This window comes from Actinoplanes sp. NPDC023801 (assembly GCF_040639655.1).
In the GTDB taxonomy this organism is placed as follows: Bacteria; Actinomycetota; Actinomycetes; order Mycobacteriales; family Micromonosporaceae; genus Actinoplanes.
The window spans coordinates 25,580-44,837 of sequence record NZ_JBFAAI010000047.1; the positions used below are offsets into that span (position 1 = coordinate 25,580).

At 71.5% G+C, this 19,258-nt stretch carries 23 protein-coding genes; 14 read left to right on the forward strand and 9 right to left on the reverse strand.

Features of this window, described 5'->3' with window-relative positions; translation table 11 throughout:
• Positions 1 to 2: 2 nt before the first annotated feature.
• Positions 3 to 221: an MbtH family NRPS accessory protein gene (locus tag AB0G04_RS42345; RefSeq protein WP_360995808.1), complete on the forward strand. Its 219-nt coding sequence runs from the start codon at positions 3 to 5 to the stop codon at positions 219 to 221.
• Positions 222 to 310: 89 nt separating this feature from the next.
• Here the strand turns inward: AB0G04_RS42345 and AB0G04_RS42350 are convergent, their stop codons facing one another.
• Positions 311 to 1,093, reverse strand: a complete 783-nt coding sequence (locus AB0G04_RS42350; RefSeq protein WP_360995811.1) for an SAM-dependent methyltransferase — start codon at positions 1,091 to 1,093, stop codon at positions 311 to 313.
• Positions 1,094 to 1,201: 108 nt separating this feature from the next.
• On the opposite strand from AB0G04_RS42350, the gene AB0G04_RS42355 reads away from it, so the two are divergent.
• On the forward strand, positions 1,202 to 1,969 hold the full coding sequence (locus tag AB0G04_RS42355; RefSeq protein ID WP_360995815.1) for an RNA ligase family protein: 768 nt from the start codon (positions 1,202 to 1,204) through the stop codon (positions 1,967 to 1,969).
• Positions 1,970 to 2,251: 282 nt separating this feature from the next.
• Complete coding sequence (locus AB0G04_RS42360; RefSeq protein WP_360995817.1) at positions 2,252 to 3,160, forward strand: TSUP family transporter; 909 nt, start codon at positions 2,252 to 2,254, stop codon at positions 3,158 to 3,160.
• A 142-nt stretch (positions 3,161 to 3,302) separates the two neighbouring features.
• Here the strand turns inward: AB0G04_RS42360 and AB0G04_RS42365 are convergent, their stop codons facing one another.
• Entirely contained in the window at positions 3,303 to 3,794 is a 492-nt protein-coding gene (locus AB0G04_RS42365) for a transcriptional regulator (protein WP_360995820.1), read from the reverse strand.
• Positions 3,795 to 4,048: 254 nt separating this feature from the next.
• Positions 4,049 to 4,828 carry a hypothetical protein gene (locus tag AB0G04_RS42370; RefSeq protein ID WP_360995823.1) on the reverse strand — a complete coding sequence of 260 codons (780 nt, stop codon included), beginning with the start codon at positions 4,826 to 4,828 and terminating at the stop codon, positions 4,049 to 4,051.
• Positions 4,829 to 4,981: 153 nt separating this feature from the next.
• Here AB0G04_RS42370 and AB0G04_RS42375 point away from each other — a divergent pair, with 153 nt between their 5' ends.
• From AB0G04_RS42375 to AB0G04_RS42390, 4 genes are all read left to right on the forward strand, one after another.
• Complete coding sequence (locus AB0G04_RS42375) at positions 4,982 to 5,443, forward strand: hypothetical protein (RefSeq protein WP_360995826.1); 462 nt, start codon at positions 4,982 to 4,984, stop codon at positions 5,441 to 5,443.
• 384 nt (positions 5,444 to 5,827) lie between these two features.
• The gene (locus AB0G04_RS42380; protein WP_360995828.1) at positions 5,828 to 7,369 is read left to right on the forward strand and encodes an amidohydrolase family protein; all 1,542 of its coding nucleotides are present in this window, start codon (positions 5,828 to 5,830) and stop codon (positions 7,367 to 7,369) included.
• 338 nt (positions 7,370 to 7,707) lie between these two features.
• Entirely contained in the window at positions 7,708 to 8,037 is a 330-nt protein-coding gene (locus AB0G04_RS42385) for a hypothetical protein (protein WP_360995831.1), read from the forward strand.
• A 104-nt stretch (positions 8,038 to 8,141) separates the two neighbouring features.
• Positions 8,142 to 9,242, forward strand: coding sequence for a hypothetical protein (locus tag AB0G04_RS42390; RefSeq protein WP_360995834.1), 1,101 nt, complete (start codon positions 8,142 to 8,144; stop codon positions 9,240 to 9,242).
• A 44-nt stretch (positions 9,243 to 9,286) separates the two neighbouring features.
• Here the strand turns inward: AB0G04_RS42390 and AB0G04_RS42395 are convergent, their stop codons facing one another.
• From AB0G04_RS42395 to AB0G04_RS42410, 4 genes are read right to left on the reverse strand one after another with little or no spacing between them, the layout of a single operon-like run.
• Positions 9,287 to 9,712, reverse strand: coding sequence for a cupin domain-containing protein (locus tag AB0G04_RS42395; RefSeq protein ID WP_360995837.1), 426 nt, complete (start codon positions 9,710 to 9,712; stop codon positions 9,287 to 9,289).
• Positions 9,713 to 9,732: 20 nt separating this feature from the next.
• Positions 9,733 to 11,166: an FAD-binding oxidoreductase gene (locus AB0G04_RS42400; RefSeq protein ID WP_360995840.1), complete on the reverse strand. Its 1,434-nt coding sequence runs from the start codon at positions 11,164 to 11,166 to the stop codon at positions 9,733 to 9,735.
• Between the two features lie 39 nt (positions 11,167 to 11,205).
• On the reverse strand, positions 11,206 to 11,361 hold the full coding sequence (locus AB0G04_RS42405; RefSeq protein ID WP_360995842.1) for a hypothetical protein: 156 nt from the start codon (positions 11,359 to 11,361) through the stop codon (positions 11,206 to 11,208).
• A 24-nt stretch (positions 11,362 to 11,385) separates the two neighbouring features.
• Entirely contained in the window at positions 11,386 to 12,282 is an 897-nt protein-coding gene (locus AB0G04_RS42410) for an LD-carboxypeptidase (protein WP_360995844.1), read from the reverse strand.
• A 111-nt stretch (positions 12,283 to 12,393) separates the two neighbouring features.
• On the opposite strand from AB0G04_RS42410, the gene AB0G04_RS42415 reads away from it, so the two are divergent.
• Positions 12,394 to 13,737 carry an SMI1/KNR4 family protein gene (locus AB0G04_RS42415; protein WP_360995845.1) on the forward strand — a complete coding sequence of 448 codons (1,344 nt, stop codon included), beginning with the start codon at positions 12,394 to 12,396 and terminating at the stop codon, positions 13,735 to 13,737.
• Here AB0G04_RS42415 and AB0G04_RS42420 read toward each other — a convergent pair whose 3' ends face one another.
• Entirely contained in the window at positions 13,738 to 14,034 is a 297-nt protein-coding gene (locus tag AB0G04_RS42420) for a hypothetical protein (protein WP_360995848.1), read from the reverse strand.
• 39 nt (positions 14,035 to 14,073) lie between these two features.
• On the opposite strand from AB0G04_RS42420, the gene AB0G04_RS42425 reads away from it, so the two are divergent.
• The 3 genes from AB0G04_RS42425 to AB0G04_RS42435 are packed head-to-tail and all read left to right on the forward strand — an operon-like array spanning position 14,074 to position 17,251.
• A complete protein-coding gene (locus AB0G04_RS42425; protein WP_360995868.1) occupies positions 14,074 to 14,712 on the forward strand; it encodes a response regulator transcription factor in 639 nt (212 codons plus the stop codon).
• A 47-nt stretch (positions 14,713 to 14,759) separates the two neighbouring features.
• Positions 14,760 to 15,302, forward strand: a complete 543-nt coding sequence (locus AB0G04_RS42430) for a D-alanyl-D-alanine carboxypeptidase family protein (RefSeq protein WP_360995850.1) — start codon at positions 14,760 to 14,762, stop codon at positions 15,300 to 15,302.
• 8 nt (positions 15,303 to 15,310) lie between these two features.
• On the forward strand, positions 15,311 to 17,251 hold the full coding sequence (locus AB0G04_RS42435; protein ID WP_360995853.1) for an ATP-binding protein: 1,941 nt from the start codon (positions 15,311 to 15,313) through the stop codon (positions 17,249 to 17,251).
• Positions 17,252 to 17,314: 63 nt separating this feature from the next.
• Here the strand turns inward: AB0G04_RS42435 and AB0G04_RS42440 are convergent, their stop codons facing one another.
• Positions 17,315 to 17,779, reverse strand: a complete 465-nt coding sequence (locus tag AB0G04_RS42440) for a GNAT family N-acetyltransferase (protein WP_360995856.1) — start codon at positions 17,777 to 17,779, stop codon at positions 17,315 to 17,317.
• Positions 17,780 to 17,818: 39 nt separating this feature from the next.
• Between AB0G04_RS42440 and AB0G04_RS42445 the strand changes: the two genes are divergently transcribed.
• The 3 genes from AB0G04_RS42445 (at position 17,819) to AB0G04_RS42455 (ending at position 19,080) form a co-directional block, all read left to right on the forward strand.
• Positions 17,819 to 18,193, forward strand: coding sequence for a hypothetical protein (locus tag AB0G04_RS42445; RefSeq protein ID WP_360995859.1), 375 nt, complete (start codon positions 17,819 to 17,821; stop codon positions 18,191 to 18,193).
• Between the two features lie 96 nt (positions 18,194 to 18,289).
• Positions 18,290 to 18,760 (forward strand): hypothetical protein, encoded by a 471-nt coding sequence (locus tag AB0G04_RS42450; protein ID WP_360995862.1) that lies wholly within the window; start codon positions 18,290 to 18,292, stop codon positions 18,758 to 18,760.
• Positions 18,757 to 19,080 carry a transcriptional regulator gene (locus tag AB0G04_RS42455; RefSeq protein ID WP_360995865.1) on the forward strand — a complete coding sequence of 108 codons (324 nt, stop codon included), beginning with the start codon at positions 18,757 to 18,759 and terminating at the stop codon, positions 19,078 to 19,080. Before AB0G04_RS42450 ends, AB0G04_RS42455 begins: the two co-directional genes overlap by 4 nt.
• Positions 19,081 to 19,258 lie beyond the last annotated feature (178 nt).

A 19,258-nucleotide genomic window follows, 5' to 3' on the forward strand; every position in this document is an offset into this window, starting at 1 on the left:
GGATGGAGACGATCATGGACGACGACGCCCGGTACGAGGTGCTCCGCAACGACGAGGAGCAGTACTCCCTGTGGCCGGTGGGCCAGGAGGTGCCGGCAGGGTGGCACCGCGTCGGCAAGGAGGGCAGCCGGGACGAGTGCTCGGCCTACGTCGACGAGGTCTGGACCGACATGCGTCCGCGCAGCCTGCGGGAGCAGATGGACGGTGCCACGCCGGCCTGATCGGCGCCCGACGACGTGCCGGAGCCCGTTTCGATACGGGTGCGGCATTCCGGTCACGGCGGGGTCCATCGCCCCGCCGTGACGGGGGTTCAGCGCTTGCGGGCCACCCCGCCGTAGAGGGCGACCTGCGCGTCGGTGAACCCGGTCTCCTCCTCGGGGCGCCACTGCCGGATCGGCACCACACCGGGCTCGACCGGCTCGAGCCCGTTGAAGAACCGGGCGACCTCGGCCCTGTCCCGCAGGCGTGTGGTGATGCCCTGCCGGCGCATGATCTCGGCGAACCGGGCCCACGACTCGGGATCGTGGTCGGCGGTGATGTGCGAGATCACCAGGTGACTGCCGGACGGCAGCTCGGCCATCAGGCGCGCGACGATGCCGTACGGATCGGCGTCGTCCTCCAGGAAGTGCAGGACCGCGAAGAGGAGCACCGCGACCGGCCGGTCGAAATCGAGGATCTGCCGCGCCTCGGCCAGGATCTTCTCCGGATCGCGCAGGTCCGCGTCCAGATAGGCGGTACACCCCTCGGGCGCGCTGGTCAGCAGGGCGCGGGCGTGGGCCAGCACGAGCGGGTCGTTGTCGACATACACGATCCGCGCCGACGGGTCGGCTCCCTGCGCCACCTCGTGCACATTCGGCGAGGTGGGCAGGCCGGTGCCGATGTCGAGGAACTGGCGCATCCCGGCGGCGGACAGGAACCGGACGGTGCGCCGCATGAACGCCCGGTTCTGCTTCGGCGCGGTCGCCGCGTTCGGGTTCGCCTTCAGCCCTTCGGCCGCGGCCGCCCGGTCGGCGGCGAAGTTGTCCTTGCCGCCGAGCAACACGTCGTAGACGCGGGCCGGATGGGGCCGTTCGGTGTCGAAGATCTCGGCCATCCACAGAGGATAGCGGCCGGACCTGTCCGGGGGCGGCCCGTCACCCTCTCCGTCGCCGGGACTTAATCGGGTCGCGGTTCGTGACGCCCGCCTGAGAGCATCGCCGGCATGTCCGGTTTCGATGTCCGCTCGGTCGACCTGGCCGCGCTCAACTCGCTGACCAAATATCCGTCGATCCCCACGTACCACGCGCTCGACCCCCGCAACGGCGGCCTCGTCGAGGAACCGGTCACGTTCGCCGGCCCCGTCATCGGGACCGAGAAGGTCGACGGCACCAACTCACGGGTCGTCGTGCTGCCGGACGGCACCTATCTGCTCGGATCGCGGGAGGAATTCCTGTACGCCCAGGGTGACCTGATCGGCAACCCGGCCCTCGGCATCGTCGCCGCCCTGCGGCCGCTCGCCGAGAGCCTGGCCGGGACGCCTGCCGGCCACATCCGGGTCTACTACCTGGAGCTGTACGGCGGCAGGATCGGCGGTCAGGCGAAGCAGTACTCGGCCCGTGGCGCCGTCGGCTGGCGGCTCTTCGACGTGGCCGTCGTCGACGACCTCGACGAGCGGCTCACCTGGGCGCCGCAGCGGATCTCGGCGTGGCGCGAGGGCGGCGGGCAGCACTGGTTCACCGAGGAGCAACTGCGGGATACCGGCCTCGACCTGACGCCGCGCCTGTTCACGGTGGACGCCGGCTCGCTGCCGTCCACGATCGAGGGCATGCACGGTTTCCTCGCCGAGCGGCTCCCGCGTACCCGCGTGGCCCTCGACGACTCCGGCCTGGGCGGCGCCGAAGGTGTGGTGCTCCGTACCGCCGGCCGGTCGGTGATCGCCAAGGCCCGTTTCCAGGACTACACGCGCACCCTGAAACGCCGCACGAGGTGACCGGCGATCCACAGTAGGGTGACGGCATGGGCGCATTGAAGCCGATCCAACTGATCGGCATGCTGGCATGCATGTTCACCGTGACGGCCGTCCTGGCGGCGGTGCTCGTCCTCACGATCCGCCGCCGCCCACCGCGATCCTGACACCATCCAGGCTCTGGGATCGCGGTCCGGGCGGCCGTCCCGGCATGATCGTTGCTCATAGGCTCGGTGACGACCACGAACCCATGGACGGCGGCGACCGTTGCCGGCGGCGACCGTCCCGTGCGAGAGGCGAGAGCCTGTGCAACCCATCGAGGCCGCCCAGATACTTGCGGCCGGCGCGGCGGCCGGTGCGATCAACGCGCTGGTCGGCTCCGGAACCCTGGTGACCTTTCCCGTCCTGCTGGCGCTCGGCTACCCGCCGGTCGTGGCGAACGCCTCCAACGCGGTCGGCCTGGTGCCGGGTTCGTTCGCGGCGGCGTACGGCTATCGCGCCGAGATCGCGGTCCACCGCCGTCTGCTGCTTCCGCTCGGTGCGGCCGCTCTGGCCGGCGGTGTCGTCGGAGCGGCGCTGCTGCTGGTGCTGCCGGACGCCACGTTCCGGGCGGTGGTGCCGGTCCTCATCGGCGGTGCCCTCATTCTGATCGTGCTCCAGCCCTGGCTCGTGCGGGTGCTGCGCAGCCGGGGCACCCGCAGCGTGGCCCACCAGCCGGACACCGAGCCCGAGCCCGGAAGCGCTGCCGACGTCCCTGCCGATGCCGGCCTCACTGCCGCTGCCGACCTCCCTGCCGCTGCCGACGTCCCTGCCGATGCCGACACCGTTGGCGTTCCCGCTGGCCGTCGTCAGGTCACCGCCCGTCCGGCCGGTCCCGCGCTGATCGCTGGGGTGTTCGCGGCCGGTGTCTACGGCGGCTATTTCGGCGCTGCGCTCGGTGTGCTGCTCCTGGGCCTGCTCGGAGTGCTCGTGTCATCGAACCTGCAGCAGGTCAACGGCCTGAAGAACATCCTGGCCGGGGTGGCCAACATGGTGGCCGCCGTGGTCTTCGTCGTCGCCGGAGTCGTGTCGTGGCTGCCCGCGCTGCTGATCGCGGTCAGCGCGGTCGCCGGCGGGGTGGTCGCCGCCCGTTACGGCCGGCGCCTCCCCGACGCGGTTCTGCGAGGGGTGATAGTCGCGGTCGGCGTGACCGCCGTGATCCGCATGGTCTTCTGACCATCCTCCCCGAAGTGGTGACTGCCGGTCCGCCACGGGTCGGGAGTCACCACGCTGCAGGGAGCGCCCGTTCGCGTGGTGACGTGTGGTGCCGCGCCGCAGGTCACCACGCGTCAGTGGGCCGTGGGTGCGTGGGGAGCGGTCAGACGGGAGGGCCGGCGATCAGCAGGGCGGACACCGCGAGCCAGCCGATGTGCCACGCCTGGTCCAGCTCGAACAGCCCGGTGCCGGGGCCACTGTTCGCCGGACCGGACGGCCGGACCACGCCCACATGGTCGAGGTATCCGCCACGGCCCAGGAGGCGGCCGAGCCGGATCAGCGGGGTACGCAGGTCGGCGGCGAAATGCGTGACGGCGTTGAGTGCGATGCCCGCCACGAGCCATCCGGGCTGCAGCGGCAGGCGCAGCCACCACGCCGCGGCGAGCAGGAACAGAGTGGTCGTGGCCGTCCATGACATGACGTGTTTGGTGCACTGCCACACCGCGACCTTGCGAACGCAGCCGACCCGGTCGAGGCCTTTGCCGTACGCCTGTCCGCTGGTCTGCACCCAGTGGTCACCGATGTAGTGCCCGGCGAGCATCACCGCGAACGCCACCGCAGCGGTGGCCGCCCTGACCAGATCTCCGTGCTCCATGCCGCGACCCGCCTCCGCCGAGAGTGCCGTCCCCCTGCCAACTCCAGCACCACAATGCCGCCCACACCTGCAAACGTGTCCGCGCACACTGCGTCACGTCCATCACCCCAACCGCCGAACCCCCTCAAATCACATCATCCTGTACGTCCAACGCACTCCCGGCACCACGCGGGCCGCGCCGCGGAGGTGAGCCCGCCCCGCCCGGCCCCGGCCCCGGCTCGGCTCGGCTCCTGCCCCGGCACCGCGCGGGCCGGTCAGTCGTGCCAGGCACGGATGCCGTGGATACGGGCCGTCTTCGGATACCCGGAGGAGCGGCCACCCGTCTCGAACAGATCGATCATCAGGATCAGCGGGTAGCCGGGCGCCTGGCCGAACCGGCCGACCACCCGGCCCGCGCAGCCGATGACCGTGCCGTCCGGTCCCCAGATCGCGGTCCACGTGTGCGGGCGCCCGGCGTCCACCGGCACCACGACCTCGGTCATGTCGGTGCGCAGACGGTCGTCGTGGTGGGCCTTGATGCCGGTGCGGGCGGTGAGTTCGTGCCGGCGGACGGCTTCGGCGTCGATCTCGAAGACGCAGATCTCGCCGCTGTCGCGCGGGCTGAGATGTTCGCTGCCGACCAGCCAGACGGCGAGCATGCTGCCCGGATCGGTGCCGGCAGTGACGGTCACGTCGATCCGGCCGGCCGTCGGTGTCCAGAGCAGGCGGGTGCCGCCGGGACTGCGGACGGTCAGACCGTCGGGCCGGTGCCGGTGGGTGCCGCGGTTCTCCCCGGCGGCGCCGGAGAAGTTGCCGGTCTGGATGTTGGAGACGCGTAGCGGGGCGTCCTCGGGCCGCCAGTCCGGCTGATCCTCGTCGATCCGTAGCCGGAGTCCGGCACCGTCGAGGTCGTAGCGTGCCCGGGACCGCTCCGGGGTGCTCCAGTGTGGCAGGTAGTGGTCGATCCAGAGGTCGTCCCGCAGGCCCGGCCCGGTGAAGTCGTCGGTCAGGTCGGGCGCGCGGGCGGGCGGCTCGGGCAGCGCTTCGAGTGTCACGTTCGCCATCCCACCACATGCCGTCGGGGGTAGCGGTGCGTGATGAGCCGCTACGGACGCCGGGAACCGCCACTACCGGTAACCGGACGACGTTCGTCACATCCCGCCATGTGGGCGGCCCGGCGGCCGGAGGTGCCGGGTAGCCTCCGGGCCATGCGAGGAACCAGCACCGCGGCCGTCCTCACCAGCACCCTTCTGGTGATCTCCGGCTGCGCCACCAGCGGACAGTCTGTCGCCCCGGCCGCCACCGCGGCCCCGGCGGTGACGATCAGCGGCTTGGACGCGGCGACCGCCGAGGCCTGCGGCATCTCCCACCAGGCCACTCTCGGTCAAGGTGGCTACGACTTCGACGTGGCCACGGCCAGCCGGATCGTGACCCTCGGCAGGACGTCGAAGAGCACGATCATCACGGCCGCCGCCGCGGTGCTCGAGGTTCCGGTGCGGCAGGCCCAGGTCGCCGCCGGAGAGCCGGAGGAGGCCGGTCACCTCGCCGAACTGCGGACCGCGATGCTGAAGTTCGAGACCATCTGCCAGGACGCGGACGCACTCGTCGTCAGCATCGAGGAAAGCCGGACAGCCGTGGACAAGGGCGCCGACAAGCCCACCACCCGCTGACCGATCGAGGCGTTCGAGGAGCCCCGGGCCGTACGGGACTCTGTTGGCGAATTCCGAAGTAGATGCTCGTCCCGGCATGATCTCTCCTGATCATGCCGGGGCGGGTGCGAGCATCCACGGTGCGCAGGGCCGGCAGCGGGTTCGACCCGTCCGCCTTCACTCTCCGCCGGGTCGATGTCGGCGTGCACGATCGGAGCCTCTCCGCGCCGCGGTGACCGGCAGGGCGCATGCCTGCTTAGTTCGGCGTCGTCACGGCTCCAGAGGGCTCCGGCCAGGCGGGTGGTGCCAGCCCTCCCACGGGCACGGGACGCAGCACCCCTGATTCTGCCGGTCCGGGCGGGCAGGCTCATCCCTGACCGAGTGCACGCAGACAGGGAGCGGCTCATGCAACGACGAACCATCCTCACCGGCACAACCTTCGGCGTCGCGGGTGCCGCCCTCGGACTGTCGGCCGGGGCGAGCTCTGGGGCGGCGGCCCGGAGACTGATCGCGATCCGGGGCGTGACCGTGATCGACGCGGTCGGCGGCAGCCGGCGCGGATGCACCGTACTCATCCGGGGTGACCGCATCCTCGACGCCGGTCCGGCCCCGCGGGTGCCGGTCCCGCACGACGCCACCGTCCTCGACGGCGCCGGGAAATACCTCATCCCGGGCCTCGCCGACATGCACACGCATGCCGTAGGCATCGACGACACCGATCCTGAGCTGTATGTGGTCAACGGTGTCACCACCACCCGGCAGATGTCGGGCAGCGGTCCGGCCTCGACCTGGCAGCGGCAGATCGTCGCTGGCACTCGCCTCGGCCCGCAGTGGTCGATCGGCAGCCGGATCATCGACGGCGCGCCCTCGCTGTGGGACGGGCTGGACGTCGACGGGTCGGTGCACGTCTCGGTCGCGAACCCCGCGCAGGCCCGATCTGCCGTACAGCAGGAACACGCCGCCGGAGCCGCCTTCATCAAGACTTACACGCGGCTGAGCCGCGAGTCGTTCCTCGCCGTCGCCGACGAATCCGCCAAGCTCGGGCTACCGTTCCTCGGCCACGTGCCCGACTTTGTGGCGCTGACCGACGCCAGCGATCGTGGCATGCGGACGGTCGAGCACCTATTCGAGGTGTGGTACGCCACGTCGAGCGAGGAGGACCGGCTGCGCCGGGCCGTCGCCGCGGTTCCCATCGGTCCAGGCGACTACAACGGCTGGTTCACCAAGATGCACCCGTACGAGTACGCCGCGGCCCGCAGTTACGACCGCCGCAAGGCCATGCGGGTATTCCACCGGATCGCTCGCAACGGCACGTTCTTCACGCCGACGCTGGTGCTGCACGAAACCAATGACATGCCTGAGCAGATCCGCCGCCAAGACTCCCGCTACCGGTACTTCAGCGCCGACATGATCGGATACTGGGACTGGGCCTTGGACAACCTGTACCTTCCCGGCCGTACCCAGGCCGCGGTCACCAAGTCGCAAGAGCTCTTCCAGCGCCGCCTTGAGCTGACCGCCGACCTGGCCGAAGCCGGCGTGCCGCTGATGACCGGAACCGACCTCGGCACCACGTACCTGATGCCCGGCTTCAGCCTCCACGACGAGCTGGCGCTGCTCGTACGGGCGGGCCTGAAACCCATCGACGCCCTCGCCGCCGCAACGCTGAACCCGGCGCGCTACCTGGGCCGTTACGACCAAGGCGTGATCACTCGCGGGGCGTTCGCCGACCTGGTGCTGCTCGACGCCGGCCCGCTGCATGACATCCGCAACACGACACGCATCGACAGCGTCTTCGTCCGCGGCAGCCACATCGACCCGTCCCGGCGCCGGCAAATGCTCGCCGACATCGAGGCCGCGGCCGAACGGCCGAAGCCGGCTACCGCGGTGCCCGTTGCCTTCCGGGGCTGCCCTTGTCACGGCACGGTCCGGTCCGGCCTCCCAGCCTGACCACCTCTGTTGGTACCGATTCGCCCACTGACTTACTGTGGCCGCCGGGTGACTCAAAAGGCTTGCCTCGGGCTGACGCGTCCTGAGTGTGGGTCGATCTCCGAGTGACGATCTCGGCATCCGGGTCTGCCGCGGTCGCACGTTACGGAGAGTGGGGGTCGCCGACCCGGTCCCGTGCCTGGTGGGAGCCGCGGCATGCTGATACGGTTCGCGCGCTCACCCGGGAGGAGTCGTGTGTTCGACAGAGATGATCGGCTGTCCGGCCCATGTGTGCCGGATCGATGCGGCGGTAGGTTCACCGTCCACACGTCCACGGGCCTTGGGGGAGTGCCTTGCACGTGAACGAGACGGCTCAGGACGCGTTGCGCCAGGTGGAGAGTGCGGCACACCTGTACGCGACCGATGACGAAGAGATAGCCGCGTTCCGGGAGATCCTGTCCCGGCAGCACCCGAACGATCGGGGTACCTACGCGTGCGCCGCCCTGGACCGGGTGGTGACCGACATCGCCCTCGACCACCGCACCGAGTGCGACGGCGGTCCGGACTGCCGCACGTGCGCGGGCCTGCGGGAGGCGTTGACGATCGCGGTCGCCAGCGTCCGTGCCATGATCGCCGACGAGATGACCTGGCGCCGCCGCGGCCCTCGCCGCTGGTTCTGGTCGCGCTGAGTCCCACACCCTCTGCCGGGGGCGCTTCGACCGTACGAAATCGGTGGGTTTAGGGTGACCGTTTTCGATGGGTGCGTGACCGCGCGGCAGACGGGGAGTTTCGCATGGTTGCCGAGGGACAGCCGGCGCAGCCGGTGTCGCGGGGGAGGCGGGTGCTCCTCACGATCGTGACCGTGGCGGCCGTCTGCTGCGGCGCCGGCACGATCGTGATCGGCGCGACGACCGACTGGTTCGGGCTGACCGGCGGCCTGGAGAAGGACCCGTGCGGGCAGCCTCTGGGCGTGGTGCCGGCCGAGTTCGGCGAGAAGGACCACCCGGTCGTGGCGAGCCCGGACGGGCGCTTCGTGGTCGACGTGCACGCCATGACGCTGTTCGACGTCGCCACCGGCCGCAAGGGGCGCTCCTTCGATCTGAACCGGATGACCACCTCGCCCGTGTTCACCCCGGACGGCAAGCTGATGGTGTCGCACGGCGAGGTGCCGGCCGCGAGTCTCGCCGGAACGGTGCGGGCGGCCGTGGTGTGGAACGTGGACACCGGCAAGACGGTCCGGGCGTGGCCGGTACCGAACGACCTGGGGGTCGCCGGCCGCAAGAATGAGATCCGGATCATCAATGCGGTGGCGATCAGCCCGGACGGGCGGTACGTCGCCACTGGCAGCGACGAGCTGGTGCGCATCCGGGACGTCCGCACCGGCCGTCACGTCAAGGACATCCAGGAGCGGTTCGGATTCTCGATCGACTTCGACGGTCTCAGCCGGCTGGTCTTCGACGCCGAGGGCACGCGTCTGGCCGCGGTCGGCCCGGGCGGCAAGGTGCTGATCTTCCGGACCGAGGACTGGAAACCGGAGGCGGAGCCGTACATCCCGGGCGGCGGCGTTCGCACGCTCGCGTTCAGCCCCGACGGGAAGTACCTCGCGGCCGTCTCGAACGACCGCAGGTCACGCGTCGTCGAGCTCAGCACCAACCGGTCGATCGTCGTCGAGTACACCACGCCGATGATGCGGACCGTGGCGTTCAGCCCCGACAGCGCCAGCCTGCTCTCGCTGTCCGAGTGGGGCGTCGCGGTGCGCAGCGAGCCGCTGACCGGCCGCGTGCTGGCGGTCGCGGACAGTTGCGAGTACGCCGGCACGCCGCTGCACCTGCCCGGCGCGAAGACGTTCCTGACCGTCGAGCCGGGGCGGTTCGCAAAGGTCGCCGTTCCGTAGCGCTGGAGCCTCCGGAAACAGCGCTGGAGCATTCGCTGGTAGCGCTAGAGCATCCGGAAGTCGGCGAAGTCGAAGCCGGGCGCCACCACACAGCTGACCAGGACCGGTTCGTCACCGGCGGGCTCGGCGGCCTGCCAGACTCCCGGCGGGATCAGCACCTGCGGCTCCTGGCCGGCCGCCACGTCCGGCCCGAGCAGCACCTCGTCGCCGTCGCCGGGCTGTTCGCCGTCACCGCCGCGGCGCAGCAGCAGCGGTCCGCCGGAGTGCCAGAACCACAGCTCGGCGGAGCGGACCACGTGCCATGCCGACCGCTCACCCGGGTGCAGCAGGAAGTAGATCGCGGTGGCGGCGTGCCGCGGCCCGTCGTAGCCGTCCGGTTCGAAGCTGACCGGGGAGCGCCAGGTCTCCCGGTACCACCCGCCTTCGGGGTGCGGCCGCAGACCGAGACGTTCGACGAGATCGGAAGCCATGGCCATGATCCTATGTGCGGTCAGATCGCGTATGCGGCGCGGAACAGCCGGTTGGGGTCGGCTGCGGCACGTACCCGGCGCAGTCGTTCCAGGTGAGCGCCGTGGTATCGCGCCGGATCAACCGGTCCCGGCTCCAGGTAGTTGACGTATCGCCCGGCCGACCAGGGCGCCACGGCCCGATGCCCGGAGTCGATCCAGGTGTACCCGTCGGCGACCGATGCCGGGTCGGCGACCGCGGGCTCGGCCAGCCACTGCAGCATGCTTGTGGCACCGTGCCACGGGAATGCGGTGGTGCCGGCCGCGACCCGGCCCGGAGCGCCGGTCATCCGTTTCAGTTTGGCGAGTCCCGGCCGTCTGCTCGCGGCGCGGGCCTGCACCACGCCGATCAGGGCGGTGATCCCTGCGGCCGGCAGCGGCTGCCGGAAGATCTCGCTGCCGATCAGGTGGGTGGCGCGGGCGGCACCGGCGGCACGTTCCCGGAGGATCTGCGTGTGCGGTTTGTTCTCCACGACGGTGTTCGCCGGGGTCCGGCCGATGGCGGCGGTCATCGCGGTGACCTCGGCTGCGGCGTCCCCGTCGAGGACGAACCCGGCGACGCGTACGGACAGCGCGCCCACCCGGTCGGCGGTGAACTGGCAGGCCGACCACCTGCTGTCCGGCGCGGTCGCGATCCGGTTCTGCCAGCCGGCGGCGACCGCGGCGGCGTCCGTCCACGGGAACGTAAGCTGGAACGTCCCGGTGTTCCCGGCCGGGTGGGTCCGGATCCGCCACGACGTGACCACTCCGAACTGCCCGCCCCCGCCGCCGCGCAGCGCCCAGAACAGGTCGGGTTCCCGGGCGGCATCGACGGTCCGGTACCGGCCGTCGGCGGTGACCACATCGGCGGCCACGACATTGTCGCAGGTCAGGCCGTACGCGGACGTGACCGCGCCGATTCCACCGCCGCTGGTCAGGCCGCTGATGCCGACGCTCCCGCAGGTGCCCGCCGGGATCGAGACGCCGTGCGCGCCGAGACCGGTGTAGACGTCGAGAATCGAGGTGCCGCCGCCGATCGTCGCGGTCCGCGTCGGCGCGTCGTGGCCGACACCCTTCAGTGCCCGCAGGTCGAGGACCAGGCCGGCCGTCGTGGTGGAGGCGCCCACGTAGGAGTGGCCACCGCCGCGCGGCACGATCGGCAGTCCCGTCCGGACCGCGAACCGGACCGCTTCGGCGACGTCGGCCGGGCCGGCGCAGTGCACGATCGCGGGCGGGCGGATGTGGTCGAACCGGGGTGAGAAGAGCCGCCGGGCCTGCTCGTAGGAGGCGCTGCCGGGCAGATCCAGGGTGCCGTCGAGTCCGTCGGCGAGGGCACGCCAGTCAGCCGCGCCGGGCCCCGGTGCCGGGGTGGGACCTGGGGTCGGGGCCGCCACGCCGAGAAGGCCGGCACTGAGCAGGGAGCGACGAGACAACCGCATGTAATTATCCTTACATATGCGGTTCTGTCCGTTCTGGATTTACTGATCCGGTGTCACCACCCAGTACAGCTGCTTGTGACCGCGCGCCTCCAGCTCGGCCGCCAGCTCCTCGGCCTCCTCACGTGACTCCAGCCGCCGCACCACGAACCGGTTGCCGTTGTCGTCCTGCCGCCACACCACCCACTCATCCGTCATGAGCCCATCCTCGGCGTAGCGTGGTCAGCGGGCCAGAGCCCCGACGGTGAGAGTGCCCGCGGCCGTGTCGAGCCGGGCGGGCAGCCCCAGGGGTACGGCGATCTGTGCCAGATCGTGCCCGATCGGCAGGCCGGACAGCACCGGGACACCGAGCTCGCCCAGATGCTCCGCCAGGACCCCGTCCGCCCCCGGACAGTTCGTGAAATGCCCGACGGCCACCCCCGCCAGACCGTCGAACCAGCCCGAGCGCCGCAGCTGAACGAGCGACCGGTCCACCCGGTACGCGGCCTCGTTGACCTCCTCCAGCAGCAGGATCGCCCCCGCCGTGGGTGGCTGGTGCCGCGTCCCGCAGCTCGCCGCGAGCAGGGTCAGGTTGCCACCGAGCAGAAGGCCCTCCGCCCGGCCGGCGAACCCGCCCGGCGAGGGCACGGCGGCCACCACCACCGATGCGGTCGTCATCATGGTGCGGCGGACCGCCTCCGCGGCCGGTGTGCCGTCCCGCAGCGCCACCCCGACCGGACCGTGCACGGTGGCCAGCCGCGCCTCGCACCACAGGGCCAGGTGCAGCGCCGTGATGTCGGAGAAGCCGACGATCACCTTCGGGTCGGCGCGGACCGCGTCGTAGTCGACCCGGTCCACGATCCGCTGACTGCCGTAACCGCCACGCAGGCACAGCACGCCCCGCACCGCCGGGTCCCGCAGGGCCGCGTTCAGGTCGTCGAGGCGCTCGTCGTCCGTACCGGAGAGAAAACCGTGCCGGCCGAGAGAATGCCGCCCACGTCTCGTCCGCAGACCCCAGCCGGCCAGGATCCGTTCGGCGCCGGCCGCCTGCTCCTGCGGCACCGGCCCCGCCGGGGCGACCAGCGCCACCAGATCACCGGCCCGCAGCCGGGGCGGCCGGACCGCCACTGCGTCGATCATCTGCAGCAGCGTAGGCGCCGCCCGCCGGCCGTGATCGGTGGCCGGGGGCGACGCGACACCGTACGGGTCGCGATAATCCCTCGCACTGTTCACCGACGCCGGGAGCCGACGATGTCCTCGATCCACGACTACGCCCTCTGGGAGCCGCTGATCAGGGTGGTGCGTGAGGGCAACGCCGCGGCCCTGTCCGAGCCGGGCGGCCGGGTGGCCGGGCGGATCGGGGTGGGCTCGTGGAGTGTCCCGATGCCGCGCCGGTCCCCGCCGGCCGGCCGGGCCATGCTGGTCCAGGACATGCAGGACGAGTGGGACGCCGTGCAGCGGGTCCGGGACGTGCTCGTCGCCGAGGGGCCGGAGAGCGTCGGCTTCCTGCTGGAGACCCCCGGCCGTCCGGTGTTGCACCTGTTCGACACCGGGACCGCGGTGGAGGCCGGACTGCAGGGGCCCTATCCGGGGGCGTTGCTGCTGGTCGAGGGCGCGGTGCCGCAGCCGTGGCGATGCCTCCCGGAGGCGTACCCCGGTCGCGGGCCGGATCCGGCGGCCGACCCCGGACTGCTGGAGCGCACCCTGCGGGAACGGCTGCCGGACGCCGTCGGCGCCACCGAGGCCGAGATCGCGGCGGCCGAGGCCCGGCTCGGCCTGGCGCTGCCCGACGAGCTCAAAGCGGTGTACCGGGTGGTCCGTGCGCACTGGGAGGACGGCGATCGCGATCACATCGAGGTGCTCGGCTGTGAACTGGTGCCCCTGGAGGAACTGGCCTTCGCGGATGCGGCGTCCCGGCAGAGACTGTGGCAGTTCGCGGCGGGCGTGACCCTGCGGACCGGCCCCGGCGACGCCGTGCAGGACCTGGTCGGCTCGCCCGGCTGGATCGTCTTCGGCGGCAACGGCGGCGGCGACAGCTTCGCGGTGGATCTGACACCCGGGCCCGCCGGGCACACCGGCCAGATCATTCTGATCAGCCACGAGGACATGTCCGGAGCGGCCCTCCACGCCGACTCGCTGACCGGCATGGTCACCGGCCGCAAGCCGTCCCGGCCGTCCCCGCCCGTGACCGGCGAGTCGCCGGCGTCGGTCTGGGTCAACATCAACAGCACCCGCAGCGTGGCCGAGGCCGCCCATCCGGAGCTGGAGGTGCTGCAGATCGGGTTCTGGGACGGCGAGCCGTTCAGCCTCGAACCGGTCGCCGGCCTGCCCCGGTTGCGGACCCTGAGCGCCTACCCCGGCACGCTTGCCGACCCGCGGCAGATCGGCCGGCTGACCGGTCTGGAGTTCCTGATGCTCGCGCCGGAGGAGTGGCGGGTCCTGCTGGCGGCCGGTGCCGTGCCGCGGAGCCTGCTGGCGGCCGGTATCCACGTGAACGGCACACCGCACCCGATCCCGGTCCTGGACCTGGCCGACGAGCTGCTGACTCTCTGGGACCGGCCCCGGATCACCCGGACCGTCCTCGAGGGACCCTGATCAGGAGCGGTCCGCGGCGGCCCACGACGCGGCCGCGGTCACGGCCGCGACGGCCAGCACCGACGGCCACGGGCCGATCCGCTTCGCGAGCGGGTGCGAGACGGCGAACGCGCCGAGATAGGTGGCGACCAGCGCGCCGGTCGTCATCGGGCCGGTGCGCCGGGCCCACTCGCGACCGGCCACCAGGCCCCCGGCGGCCAGGACGGCGCCGCCGAGCGGACGGGAACCGGTGCGGCGGGCGATCTGCCAGCCGCCGATCAGGGAACCGGCGGTGATCGCCGCGGTCGGGACATGCATGCCCCGAACTTATACCGTGACGGCGTGACCGTACGTGTGATGGTCGTCGACGACCACCCGATGTGGCGTGACGGCGTGGCCCGGGACCTGACCGAGGCCGGCTATCTGGTCACTGCGGCGGTCGGCGAGGGTGCCCAGGCACTGCGGGTGGCCGCGGCTGCCGCGCCGGAGGTGGTCGTCCTCGACCTGCAGCTGCCCGACCTGCCGGGCGTCGACGTGATCCATGGTCTGCTGGCGGCGGTTCCGGGCGTACGCATCCTCATGCTCTCCGCCAGCGGCGAGCAGCAGGACGTCCTGGACGCGGTGAAGGCCGGAGCCAATGGCTACCTCATCAAGTCGGCCGGCCGGGACGAGTTCCTGGACGCGGTACGCCGGACCGCCGACGGTGACGCCGTCTTCACCGCCGGGCTGGCCGGCCTGGTGCTGGGCGAGTACCGCCGCCTGGCCGCGACCCCGTCCGGGCGTGACGACGAGCAGCCGCAACTGACCGACCGCGAGACCGAGGTGCTGCGCCTGGTCGCGAAGGGACTCACCTACCGGCAGGTCGCCGACCGCCTGGTCGTCTCCCACCGCACGGTGCAGAACCACGTGCAGAACACCCTCGGCAAACTGCAGCTGCACAACCGCGTCGAGCTGGTCCGCTACGCGATGGAACACGGAATACTCAACACCGATTGAGTACGCGTACTCATGCCCGCTGATCCACGAACGGCGATGTTCTTCTCATGCCTGAAGAACGCCGCCGTGACCCGGTCTACCGGACGATCACCCGGATGACCGCCTTCGCCCTCGCCCCGGTCGCGTGCCTGGTCACGCCCGGCCGCGCCCGGCAGACCGCCTGCCGGTGGGCGCTGGCGCTGCGGTTCCCCGCCGAGAGCCTGGACGGACTGGACCCGTCGGCGCGGGCCGCGTTCGAGGCGGCCCGCACCCGGGCGCTGTGGCGGTACGGCGAGCTGATCGGCCTCACCTCCGGCTACCGGACGGCGGCCCGGCAGGCGGTGCTGTACGCCGAGGAGATCCGCCGCAGCGGCTCGGTCGAGGCGGCCCGCCGCTGGGTGCTGTCACCGCACGAGTCGCGGCACGTCGCGGGCACGGCCCTGGACGTACGACCCCGTGAGGGCGCCCGCTGGCTGGAGGAACACGGGGCGCGACACCGTCTCTACCGGGTGTACGACAACGAGTGGTGGCATTTCGAGTACCGCCCGGAGGGCCGTCCCCGGCGGCTGCCGCACCCCGGGGTCAGCGGCGCCGCAGTCGATCAAGCATGATCACCACCATGGATGCACGGTGGCGGATCGCGCTGGCCGGACTCGGGGGAGCCCTGCTGATCGTGGTGGCGGCATCACCGCGGGATCCGTTCGGTCCGATGCCGCTGATCAGTACCCCGGGCCGTCCCGAGTTCCACTCCTTCGGCTGGGTGATGGCTGCGGCCCCGGTCGCCGCCACCGTCGCCGCACTGCTGCTGGTGCGCTGGTGGCCGTACCTGCTCGCGACGGCCGGGCTTCTCGTCACCCCGCTCGTCGTGCAGGAGATCACCGCACTTGTCTTCCCGCGTGTGGTCTATCTGGCCGTGACCGTCGCGCCGTACCCACTGGCGGTGGCCGGGGTTCTCGGCTGCGCCCAGAGTCTGCTGCTGCGCCACCGGCCGGGTCCCGGGTCGGCCGTGGCCGGACTGGCCGCCGGATCCGTGCTGTTCGCAGCCGCGCTGCGCGGTGCCACCTGGCTCATGCCGGTGGAATCGCTGCCGGTGTGGCGCGTGGTCCTGCTCCTGGCCGGTGCCGCCGCGCTGGTTCCGGCGCTGTCGGAGCTGCGGTACGGCGATCCGGAGGCGGTGGCCCCGGTGGGTGAGCCGTGGTGGGGCTGGCGACGGCTGCGCCTGATCCTGACCGCGGGTGCGGCGGTCTTCCTGGAGATTCCGCTCGCGCTGCTGCACACCGAACGGCTCGCCGAACTGCTCGACGTCAACGGGTCGGCCCTGCAACGGCATCCGGGAGCGGCCACCGCGGTGGTCGGCGTCGCCGGGCTCGGGGCAGCCGCGGTGCTCGCCGCCGTCGCGGGGCTGTGGGCGCTGGCCGGGGCGCTGACCGCGGGCGCCGTGCTGGTCGGCGTCTCGGCACCGATGCTGCTGGCCGTGTCGGTACTGGGGTTCCACGGGCCGGCCCGGTGGATCGGCGCTCTCACCGGTGTGGCGATCGGAGCGGTCGTGGCGGCGACCCGGTGGCGGGTGGCCGGTGGCGTGGTGCTCAGCGCCGGCGCCGCTGTCGCCATCTACATCGCCTGGTCGGCGACCACCGGGAATCCGCAGAAGCTCGTCGATCAGGGCAGTGTCGTCCCCGGGATGGTCCTGCTGGTACTCGTCACGGCCGCGGGCACGGCGGTGTTCGGTGCGATCGCTCCGTCGCTGGCGCCGCGCGGGGCGGTTCCGGCGGTGCTCGGGCCGCTGGCGGCGGTGCTGATGGACGGTGGGCTGCGGACCGTCCAGGTCGCCTATCAGGATCGCCCCGGTGAGTACTCGGGCCTGCTGCTGCCGGCGCAGAACATCACCACCTCGGCGCAGGTGCTGCTCGGCGTGGCGGCCGGGGTGGCCGGGATCGGGGTGGCGCACTACCTGGCCGAGCGATGGGCCGAACGCAAACGGGCCGAGCAGATCCGCAGGGAGGCGGCCGAGGCCGAACGCGAGCGGCTGGCCCGGCCCATCCACGACGGTGTGCTCCAGGTGCTCGCCATGGTCAAGCGCGGCGAGGCGGGCAGCGAACTGGCGGCACTCGCCGGCGAGCAGGAGCAGGCGCTGCGGAACCTGCTGCGGGGTGGGGGGTCGCTCACCCGTACCGAATCCGAGGACGTTGATCTGACCGCGGCTCTCGCCCTGCCGGGAGTGCAGTTGTCGGCGCCGGCCACCGCGGTGGTGTTGCCCGGCAGAACCGGCGGTGAGCTGGTCGCGGCCGTACTTGCCGCCCTCGACAACGTCCGCCGGCACGCCGGCGACGGCGCGCGCGTCTGGATCCTGCTGGAGGACGAAGGCGATGGGGTACGCGTGACCGTCCGTGACGACGGAGCCGGATTCACTCCCGGGCGCCTCGCCGAGGCCGAGAATGCCGGACGACTCGGAGTGGCCCAGTCGATGCGTGGCCGGATCAACGACCTGGGCGGCACCACCACCATCCACAGCGCACCGGGACAGGGCACCGAGGTCGAGTTCTGGGTGCCGCGCCGCTAACCGAGTTTCAGCACCACGAACTCGTCCGGCCCGTCCTCGACGACCTCCAGCTCGTCGAAGCCGTTAACCGAGTTTCAGCACCACGAACTCGTCCGGCCCGTCCTCGACGACCTCCAGCTCGTCGAAGCCGTGCCGTTTGAGGGCTCTGACCGACGCCACGTTGTGGACCGCGGCCTCGGCATAGAGCGGGCGCGTCTCCTCCTCGCCGGGCGCGAGGAACAGTGACAGCGCGCGTGTGCCGATGCCGCGCCCCCAGAACTCGCGGCCCAGCCAGAAGCCGATCAGCCGCCGGCCGTCCTGCCACCAGGCCGCGATGTTGCCGGCCAGTTCGTCGCCGGCGACGATCGCGCGTACCCGGACGGTGGAGTCGCCGAGGACGCGCCGCTCCCAGTGCTCGAAGAAGGCTTTCCGGTCGCGCGCTGTCCAATTCGCCCGGCGCAGCGCCTCGGGGTCGTTTTCCTGCAGGTAGAAGACCTCGACGTCACTGACGTCGACCGGGCGCAGCCGCACCGACTCACCGTCGTCCACCCATCGACTCTACGCGGCCGCCGAGGCAGGATCACGATCGTGTTCCGTCGAAGCATTCTCCTGTTCAGTGCCATCGCCGTGGTCGCCGTTGCGGTCCTCACCTGGGCGGTTGCCGATGTCCTCCACGACATCAGCCTGCCGCGCTGCGTGAGCGGCCGCCGGGTCGTCAGCTGCGGCGGTGACGAGGGCTGGCGCGGAGTCTCCGGTCTGGTCAGTGCCCTGCTGGCGACTCCGGCGCTGTTCGCCCTCGTCGGTTCGTACCTGTACCTGGCGTCCAGGCTGCTCCGAGCCACGAGGGCGAAACGCCGTGACGAGCTGCGCCGCACCTTGCGCCTGCGGTTCTTCCTGGCGTTTCTCGCGGCGCTCGTCGTCACGCTGCCGGCGGTGCTGGTGGCGCGGTCGCTGATCTCCTGACCGCGGTCGCTGATTCCTGACACGGAAAGTACTTGCCTACTAGGAAAGTGGAGGGGTACTTTCCTAGTAGGCAAGTGCTTTCTTGAGGAGGAACCCATGGAGATCCCGCCGATCGACGCCGAACTCGCCCTCGCCGAGATGCGAGCCCGCCGCGAACAGGTCGTCGACACGAACCTGGTGCCCACCTGGTTCTGGGTGTCCGTCAGTGTGCTCATGCTGCTGTTCGTGGCCGCCGTCGAGACCCGGATCGGCTGGGTGATCGCGGTCGCCACACTCGTCTACACCCTAGGATTGGGCGCCGTGATCATGGCCCTCGTCCGCAAGTCCCGCGTGCAGGTGCGGCAGACCCTGATCGGCCCCCGCGGCATCGCCACCATCCTCGGCTTCGCCGCCGGTCTCGTGGCCGTCGGGGTCGGGCTGGGGTTCGCCCTCGAAGCGCTGTCGGTGCCGTACCCGGCGACCCTGGCCATCCTGCCGGTCGCCGCCGCCATGACCTTCGGCGGACCCCGCCTGATGTCCCACCTGCGCAAGCTGATGCTGTCCCGGCCGCTGGCGGGCTCGCGGTGAGCATCGAACCCCGCTTCGACGAGCTGATCCACGCGCCGACGCGACTGTCCCTGGTCAGCCTGCTCGCCGCTACCGACTGGGCCGACTTCCGGTTCCTCCGGGACAGTCTCGAGATGTCCGACTCGGCGCTGTCCAAGCAGCTGACCACGCTGGAGGAGGCCGGTTATGCGGAGATCCGCAAGGCCTTCATCGGCAAGCGCCCCCGGACGTCGGTGAAGCTCAGTCCCCACGGGCACGAGGCGTTCGCCGGCCACGTCGCCGCCCTCCAGGAGATCGTCGCCCGCTCCGGCCTGGCCGTCCTCCCCGACCAGGTCCCTTGACCCGCCGCCCGTACGTCACGCCGGTCATGCCCGGCTGTGCAGTACCGCTGCCTCAGAGTGGTTGAGGCAGCGGTACTGCACAGCCGGTCGGGGGTGGCTGTGGCGTACCGCTGTCTTGAGGCGCCTGAGACAGATAGGAAGAGCGTCGTGTATGGAAAAAGTGTAAACGTGATAGTGT